General features: G+C 38.8%; 8 protein-coding genes. 1 reads left to right on the top strand and 7 read right to left on the bottom strand.

What is annotated here, in order from left to right; genetic code table 11:
* The 6 genes from ACJMMI_RS02650 to ACJMMI_RS02625 all read right to left on the bottom strand — a co-directional run.
* Positions 1–547, bottom strand: a 547-nt coding sequence (locus tag ACJMMI_RS02650; RefSeq protein WP_405353238.1) for a gamma-glutamyl-gamma-aminobutyrate hydrolase family protein, incomplete at its 3' end; no start/stop codon positions are given.
* A 104-nt stretch (positions 548–651) separates the two neighbouring features.
* Positions 652–828, bottom strand: coding sequence for a hypothetical protein (locus ACJMMI_RS02645; RefSeq protein WP_405353237.1), 177 nt, complete (start codon positions 826–828; stop codon positions 652–654).
* Positions 825–2,702, bottom strand: a complete 1,878-nt coding sequence (locus ACJMMI_RS02640) for a heavy metal translocating P-type ATPase (RefSeq protein WP_405353235.1) — start codon at positions 2,700–2,702, stop codon at positions 825–827. Before ACJMMI_RS02640 ends, ACJMMI_RS02645 begins: the two co-directional genes overlap by 4 nt.
* Positions 2,703–2,856: 154 nt before the next feature.
* On the bottom strand, positions 2,857–3,132 hold the full coding sequence (locus tag ACJMMI_RS02635; protein ID WP_405353234.1) for a metal-sensing transcriptional repressor: 276 nt from the start codon (positions 3,130–3,132) through the stop codon (positions 2,857–2,859).
* A 73-nt stretch (positions 3,133–3,205) separates the two neighbouring features.
* Complete coding sequence (gene proB, locus ACJMMI_RS02630) at positions 3,206–4,003, bottom strand: glutamate 5-kinase (RefSeq protein ID WP_405353232.1); 798 nt, start codon at positions 4,001–4,003, stop codon at positions 3,206–3,208.
* Position 4,004: 1 nt separating this feature from the next.
* Positions 4,005–4,412: a YbaK/EbsC family protein gene (locus ACJMMI_RS02625; RefSeq protein ID WP_405353231.1), complete on the bottom strand. Its 408-nt coding sequence runs from the start codon at positions 4,410–4,412 to the stop codon at positions 4,005–4,007.
* A 225-nt stretch (positions 4,413–4,637) separates the two neighbouring features.
* Here ACJMMI_RS02625 and ACJMMI_RS02620 point away from each other — a divergent pair, with 225 nt between their 5' ends.
* On the top strand, positions 4,638–5,504 hold the full coding sequence (locus tag ACJMMI_RS02620) for a LysR family transcriptional regulator (protein ID WP_405353229.1): 867 nt from the start codon (positions 4,638–4,640) through the stop codon (positions 5,502–5,504).
* Between the two features lie 36 nt (positions 5,505–5,540).
* Here the strand turns inward: ACJMMI_RS02620 and ACJMMI_RS02615 are convergent.
* Positions 5,541–7,034, bottom strand: a 1,494-nt coding sequence (locus tag ACJMMI_RS02615) for an NFACT family protein (protein WP_405353227.1), incomplete at its 5' end; no start/stop codon positions are given.

The following is a 7,034-nucleotide window of genomic DNA, read 5'->3' as shown; positions in this document are numbered from 1 at the left end:
GCCTTGGTGCAAGAATCTTGACTGCCTGATGATGAAGACTTGTGACATTCAGCTTATCGCAATCAAGCAATTTATGCAATGGGGAATTTTTTACTAAAGTTACGCTATGAATAGGCTTATCATAAGGGTGCGGCTGATGATGAATGGTATCGGTTGGATGCTCTGTCAATAAATCCTGATACAAAGTACCGCCCATAATTGCGTTAATAAACTGAATACCTCGGCAGATACCGAAAATTGACTTGTCCTGTTCATATGCAAGGCTGAATAGCTCTGACTCCATATTATCCCTTTGTGATGAGCTTTCTCCACATTCTTTAGTTCGCTTTGCGTTGTATATTTCAGGTGCTACATCCTGTCCTCCTGTAAGAAGAAAGCCGTCACAAGTATTAACAAGCTGTTTTATAATCTCTTTATCCTCTGTCAGCGGCAGCATAACAGGAATACCGCCCGAATTTTCTATGCCTTGCATATAGTTCGGCAGCATCCAATAGCAATCCTTTTCAGTATCAACAAGCGGCAAAACACCGATCAGTGGTTTTTTCATACCTATTACCTCCAATAAAAAGGACAAGAAAGTCCCGATGAACTTCCTTGTCCTGATGGTAATATTGTAGCACATTAAAATCAATTTTTCAAGTTTAAAATACTTTACACCAACTGAAAAATAAAATATATAAGTAAAGCTATGAACACAACAATACCCACTGCAGTAATAATACCGTAGATTTTGCGTGACTCTTTATCTTCTTTTTCTTTTACAAGGTAATAAATGCCGGCAACAGCAACAAGACAGCAAATTACCATACCGATTATAGAAATTATCATTGTTTTTTCCTCCATTTTAAAAGTAAAGATGAATTTATTATTACAAGCACAGAGCCTGCGTTATGCACAAGTGCACCCACTACAGGATTTAATGTACCGATAATCGCAAGTACAATGGCTATAAAATTAAGACACATTGAAAATGTCATATTAAGTTTAATTGTAGTCATCATTCTTTTTGATAAAGCAATCAGATGCGGAAGCTCCTTTACCTCATCATCTACGAGGGCAATATCTGCGGCATCTACTGCTATATCGCTTCCGATTCCTCCCATTGCAATGCCTACTGTTGCCCTTTTAAGTGCAGGGGCGTCGTTTATACCGTCACCAATCATACAAACAAGTTTATCGGCTTTTTCGCTATTGTCTATATAATTCAGCTTGTCCTCAGGCAAACACTCAGATCGGTATTCGGTAATGCCAAGCTTGCTTGCAATGCTGTCGGCTGAATTTTTATTATCGCCGGTGAGTAAAACAGGAGTAACACCAAGCCTTGAAAGACTTGCAATCATATTCTTGCTTTCATTTCTCAATACATCTGACAGTACAATATAACCCGCATATTCATTATCTGCCGCAATATGAATAACAGTACAGCCTTGTGACAAATAGCTGTCAATTTCTGAATACGAAGGAATACTTACTGTATTTTCTTTTAATAATTCTTTATTGCCTGCAAGAATTTTTTTACCGCTAACTTTAGCAATTACTCCCCTGCCGATTACCATATTAAAGCTTTCTGCTTTAACGACAGTATTTGACTTTTGATTTTTATAAGATGAAACAATAGCCTTGCCGATTGGATGTTCAGAGAGCATTTCTGCCGACGCTGCAAATGAAAAAATATCATCATCGTTAAATTTATCAGATACGCTCTTACAAGCTGTAACTTTCAAAGTACCGCAGGTAAGTGTACCGGTTTTGTCAAAGGCAATGGTTTTTACCTTAGAAAGCCTTTCAAGTGCGTCACCTTCACGCACAAGAAAACCATGCTTTGTTGCATTTCCTATAGCCGCCATAATTGCAGTAGGTGTAGCAAGAACCAATGCACATGGACAGAATACAACAAGAATTGTTACTGCTCTGATAATCTGACCGCTGATTAGCCATGTAAATGCCGCTGCCGTCAGTGCGATTACTACAATCCAAGTCGCCCAACGGTCGGCTATTCCCACGATTTTAGCCTTACCTGCATCTGCTGACTGCACAAGTCGTATCATACGCTGAATTGAGCTGTCTTCACCAACCTTAGTGGCTTTCATTTCAAATGCACCAAACTGATTTACAGTTCCGCTTGATACCTCATCACCCTCTGCTTTATCTACAGGCAAAGATTCACCTGTCATAACAGCCTGATTAATTGAAGTTTTTCCCGAGGTGATTATACCGTCAACAGGTACGGTTTCACCTGCAAGAACTCTTAGTATATCACCTTTTCGTACTTCTTCTGCCGATATGATTTTTTCTTTATTGCCTGAAATAACTCTTGCAGTTTGCGGAGTAAGCTTTACAAGCTTTTCAATACCTGCCCTTGCCTTTGCAACTGTTAAGTCCTCAAGCAATGCACCAAGCTGCATAATGAAAGCTACCTCTCCGGCTGCAAAATCTTCGTCTATGCAAACAGACGCTACCAAAGCAAGAGATACCAAAACATCTGCCTTGATGTCAAATTCGGTGATAAGTCCGATTATTGCCTCAAGTATAATCGGCACACCGCAAAGAATTATTGCTACCCATGAGATGTCAAACGGTAAGCTAAGTACATTCATCAGACTGAGTACAAGTGCAATACCTGATATAACAAGCAAGGTTATATCCTTTTTGACTCCGCCAAGCTCCAACAGTGTTTCGAGCTTTTTCATTAATTTTTTCATAAGCTGCCTCTTTTCTATACCTTATGGGGTATAGGTATATTATACATATAGGGGTATAGGTTGTCAATAGCAAAATAAAAAACAGCCACATATTACAATAACAAAATCACCTAAGCTACAATTTGTTATGTAATATATGACTGTCTGTCTAAATTTAACCCATATTTGCAAAACGCTCAACTGCTTTTGTAAAATCTTCGAGCGTTTTTTCTGCATCGCCATGCTCAATTCCGTCACGAATACAATGCTTGATATGTCCTTCAAGCACAACCTTACCGCATCCGTGAAGAGCAGATTTTGCGGCATTTAGCTGAGAAAGAATATCTTCACAAGGAATATCCTCATCAATCATTCTGTCTATTGCCTGCACCTGACCTATAATTTTCTTTAATCTGCGGTGTAAATTTTCTGAATCCATACATTGCTTCATAATATCATCCTCCATACCTTTAGAGGTATATGTATATTATAACTGTATAAATTCAAAGTGTCAATACACATAATTATTGTATTCCAGTAAATAAAGTACCGATGCTTTTTCCGTTGATTATTTTGTAAATATCCTCAGGATTTTTGCCGTTTGTTATTATTGTGTCAATGCCGTTTGATGTGGCAAGAGAAGCGGCTTGAAGTTTAGTTTTCATACCGCCAGTTCCTCTTCTTGAGCCTGCCCCACCGGCAAGAGAATACACGCTTTCATCAATTTTATCAATCTTTGAAATTAAGTTTGCATTCGGATACAGTCTTGGGTCACTGTCATACAGTCCGTTTATATCTGAAAGAATAACAAGCCTTTTTGCTTTGCAAAGTACCGCTACAACTGACGAAAGCATATCATTGTCGCCAAACAAACGCTCCTCAGACTCAATTTCAGTGTAGCTGACAGAATCATTCTCATTGACTACCGGAATTATGCCCATTTCAAGCAGAGCATTAAAAGTATTTGTAAGATTTTCTTTCTTTTCCTCCTGCTCAATATCCTCTGCATTGAGTAAAATCTGAGCTATTGTTTTGTCGTAGTCGCCAAAGAATTTATCGTATAAAAACATAATACTGCATTGTCCGACTGCCGCTGCCGCCTGTTTCATTCTCATTGATGTCGGTTTTGATTTAAAATTCAGCTTATTTGAGCCTACTGCAATCGCACCTGATGACACCAAAATAACCTCGTAGCCCATATTCTGAATATCCGACAGCACACATACTAATCTGTCAACTGCTCTTAAATCTGTTTTTCCAACCTCATTAGTCAAAGTTGATGTTCCAACTTTGACAACTATTCTGTTCTGATAAAGTCCCATTTTACACCTCAATAACTGTCGGAATATGATGTGCAAAGCTTAATAATTTGCCTGTTATATCTGTAGTTTTGATCTTCATATAACCTGTAGTTGTACCGTCACTGCAGCCGTAATATTTTTCGCTTAGCACAGCTTTGTCAAACACAATTTTTACTCTGTTTTCAGTATCAATAAGCGAACTGAAAACGGTAGCGGCACCGATTTTTGTGCCAAGCATTTCTTCCATAAGCTCGGCCGGAGCAAAAGAAACTCTTGAAATTTCAAGGGCATTGCTGAATTCTTTTGATTTAAAAGGCTTGTCGCCACAGGTGATAAACAAATAGAAATCAGTTTTCTGACGATTGCATAAAAACAAAGTCTTTACCATTTTCATATCAAGCTTTTCATCTACTGCAACGCAATCCTCCATTGTGATTACCTCGACGGAATGTCAAGCTCATTCAAAGCTTTATAGACTTTCTCTTGCAAACTTGTTTTATAAGTTTTTGGCATATCTGTTTTTATTTCACTTACATTTATCATTTTACTTCCCCCAACTTGATTTTAATGCAAGATTAGTGTATCATAGGTTTATACATTTGAAAAGCGAATGTTTTTCATATTTATTATTACATTTTCAGATAGGAAGCAAATTATGAATATACAAAAATATATGTCATTTGTAAAAACAGTTGAGTACGGCAGTTTTACAAAAGCCGCCGAGATACTCAATTATTCTCAATCGGGTATAAGCAGAATGATTGCCGATCTCGAAAAGGAATGGAACATTGTGCTTTTGGAGCGTGGCAAGGGCGGTGTAAAGCTTACCTCAGACGGACAAAAGCTTTTGCCATATGCAAAAAGTCTTGTGACGGAATATGAAAAATTACAAATGCAGATTGACGAATTGAACGGACTGCAAACGGGACTTATAAGAATAGGCACATTCTCAAGTGTAGCCACGCATTGGCTGCCAAAGGTGATAAAGGAGTTTCAAAAAGATTATCCGAACATTGACTATGAACTATTGCTCGGTGATTACAATGAAATTGAACAATGGATACTCGAGGGCAGGGTTGACTGCGGATTTCTGCGACTTCCGACTAATTCAGAAATTGAAACCATATTTTTAAAGCAAGACAAGCTTATGGCGGTTATTCCGGAAAATCACAGGCTTAAAGACTGTGAAAAATTCCCGATAGCTGAGATTTGCCACGACCCGTTTATGATGCTTGAAAAGGGAGAAAAATCTGATGTTGCGGATTTGTTTGAGCGTTGCAATATTAGCGTGAAAACGCACTTCACAACATGGGACGACTATGCTATTATGTCAATGGTGGAAATCGGACTTGGCATAAGCATTTTGCCTCAACTGATTTTAAAAAGAATACCATACAATATCCTTATTAAAGAGCTTGATGTGCCTGCCTACAGAAATATCGGAGTGGGCCTAAAAGACAAAAGGACCGCTTCGCTTGCGGTAAAGCGATTTTTAAAATATCTTGACTATATAGAGGAATAGAAAAAACTCGGCAACCGAATTGATTGCCGAGTTTTGTTATTTACTAATATTTGCTTTTGGTGTGACATAAACAGTTTTGTTGTTTACATAGATAACCATACCGGGTCTTGCACCGCTTGGCTTGCTTACATAACGCACAAGCGTGTAATCTACAGGTACCTGACTGCTTTCTCTTGCCTTGCTGTAATATGCGGCAAGTTGTGCCGCCTCTAAAATGGCTGTATCACTAATTTCTCTGCCTTCGGCAACAATAATTGTATGTGAGCCGTGAATATCCTTTGTGTGAAGCCACATATCATTTTTATTTGCTGTCTTGAGAGTTAGTTTATCATTCTGTATATTATTTCTGCCAACATAGATTTTAAAGCCGTCACTTGATGTAAATTCAAGAGGCGGAAGTGCGGACTGCGGTCTTTGCTTACCCTTTTGTCTGCGTAAATATCCCTGCTCGGTCAGTTCCTCTCTGATTTGAGCAAGCTCTCGCTCACTCTCAGCTCGGCTTACTGCATCTAAAACAGAGTCGATATACTCAAGCTCTGCCCTGCCCTTTGTAATCTGCTCAGTAAGAATGTGTTCGGCATTTTTCGCCTTTTGGTAGTCTTTATAATATTTCTGAGCGTTTGCGGCAGGTGAAATAGCGGGATTTAGCTTTATGCGTATAAGTGACATATTTTCATCGTAAAAATTTTCAACCTCAGCAAAGGTTGCTCCACGCTCAATGCGATACAAATTTGCCTGTAAAAGGTCACCATTTATTCTGAGTTGCTCACGATTTGCACATTCTTTAAGTTCAATCTTCTGCTTTGAAAGCTTACGGGAAATTCTTTCGCTTAAATTTACAAGCAGTTTTGTGAGATCCTGCGACTTCACCCTCATTCGCTCTCGTGAATCTCTGGTTTCATAAAAGCTGTCAAGCAGTTGTGAATAGGTATCATAATATTTAATTTCAGCAAAGCTTCCATACTGCTCAATATTCATAAATGTGAAATCAATCGGCTTGCCGTCATCTCTTATCACCATACAAGGCTTGCCTGTATATTTATTAACATTTACATAGAGTTTATCAAGCACATTTATAAGCTTTTGATAATGGGCATTGTCCATTGATGTGGTTGTGCCCTCACCGACCTGATACTCAAGTTCTCGGCATACAAGCGGTGACACACCCTGAATTGACTTTAACAAAGCCTTGTTAAGCGTCATTTCGCCGTCAAAGTCTACTGCTTTTTCGGCAATTTCTTCGGCTGAATGTTCAAGAATTGAAAGCTTATCCTGTGCCTCCGGCAATTCGTATTTTATATTTGGAAGTACAAGTCTGCGACTGCTCATTGTGAGGTCAACACGCTTGAGTGAATCAATAATTACGCCGTTTGAATCCACAATAATAATATTGCTGTACATACCCATAATTTCGCAAACTACGGTAATGAGTACGGTGTCGCCAAGCTCGTTTACACACTCAAAATCAAGAAAAAGTACTCTGTCACATTCCTGCTGACGAACTGCCACAAGCTTACCGCCACCTATACG

Origin of the sequence: Ruminococcus sp. (genome assembly GCF_045129435.1) — a bacterium.
Classification (GTDB): Bacteria; Bacillota; Clostridia; order Oscillospirales; family Acutalibacteraceae; genus Ruminococcoides.
This window is presented reverse-complemented; position numbering and strand designations above follow the sequence as displayed.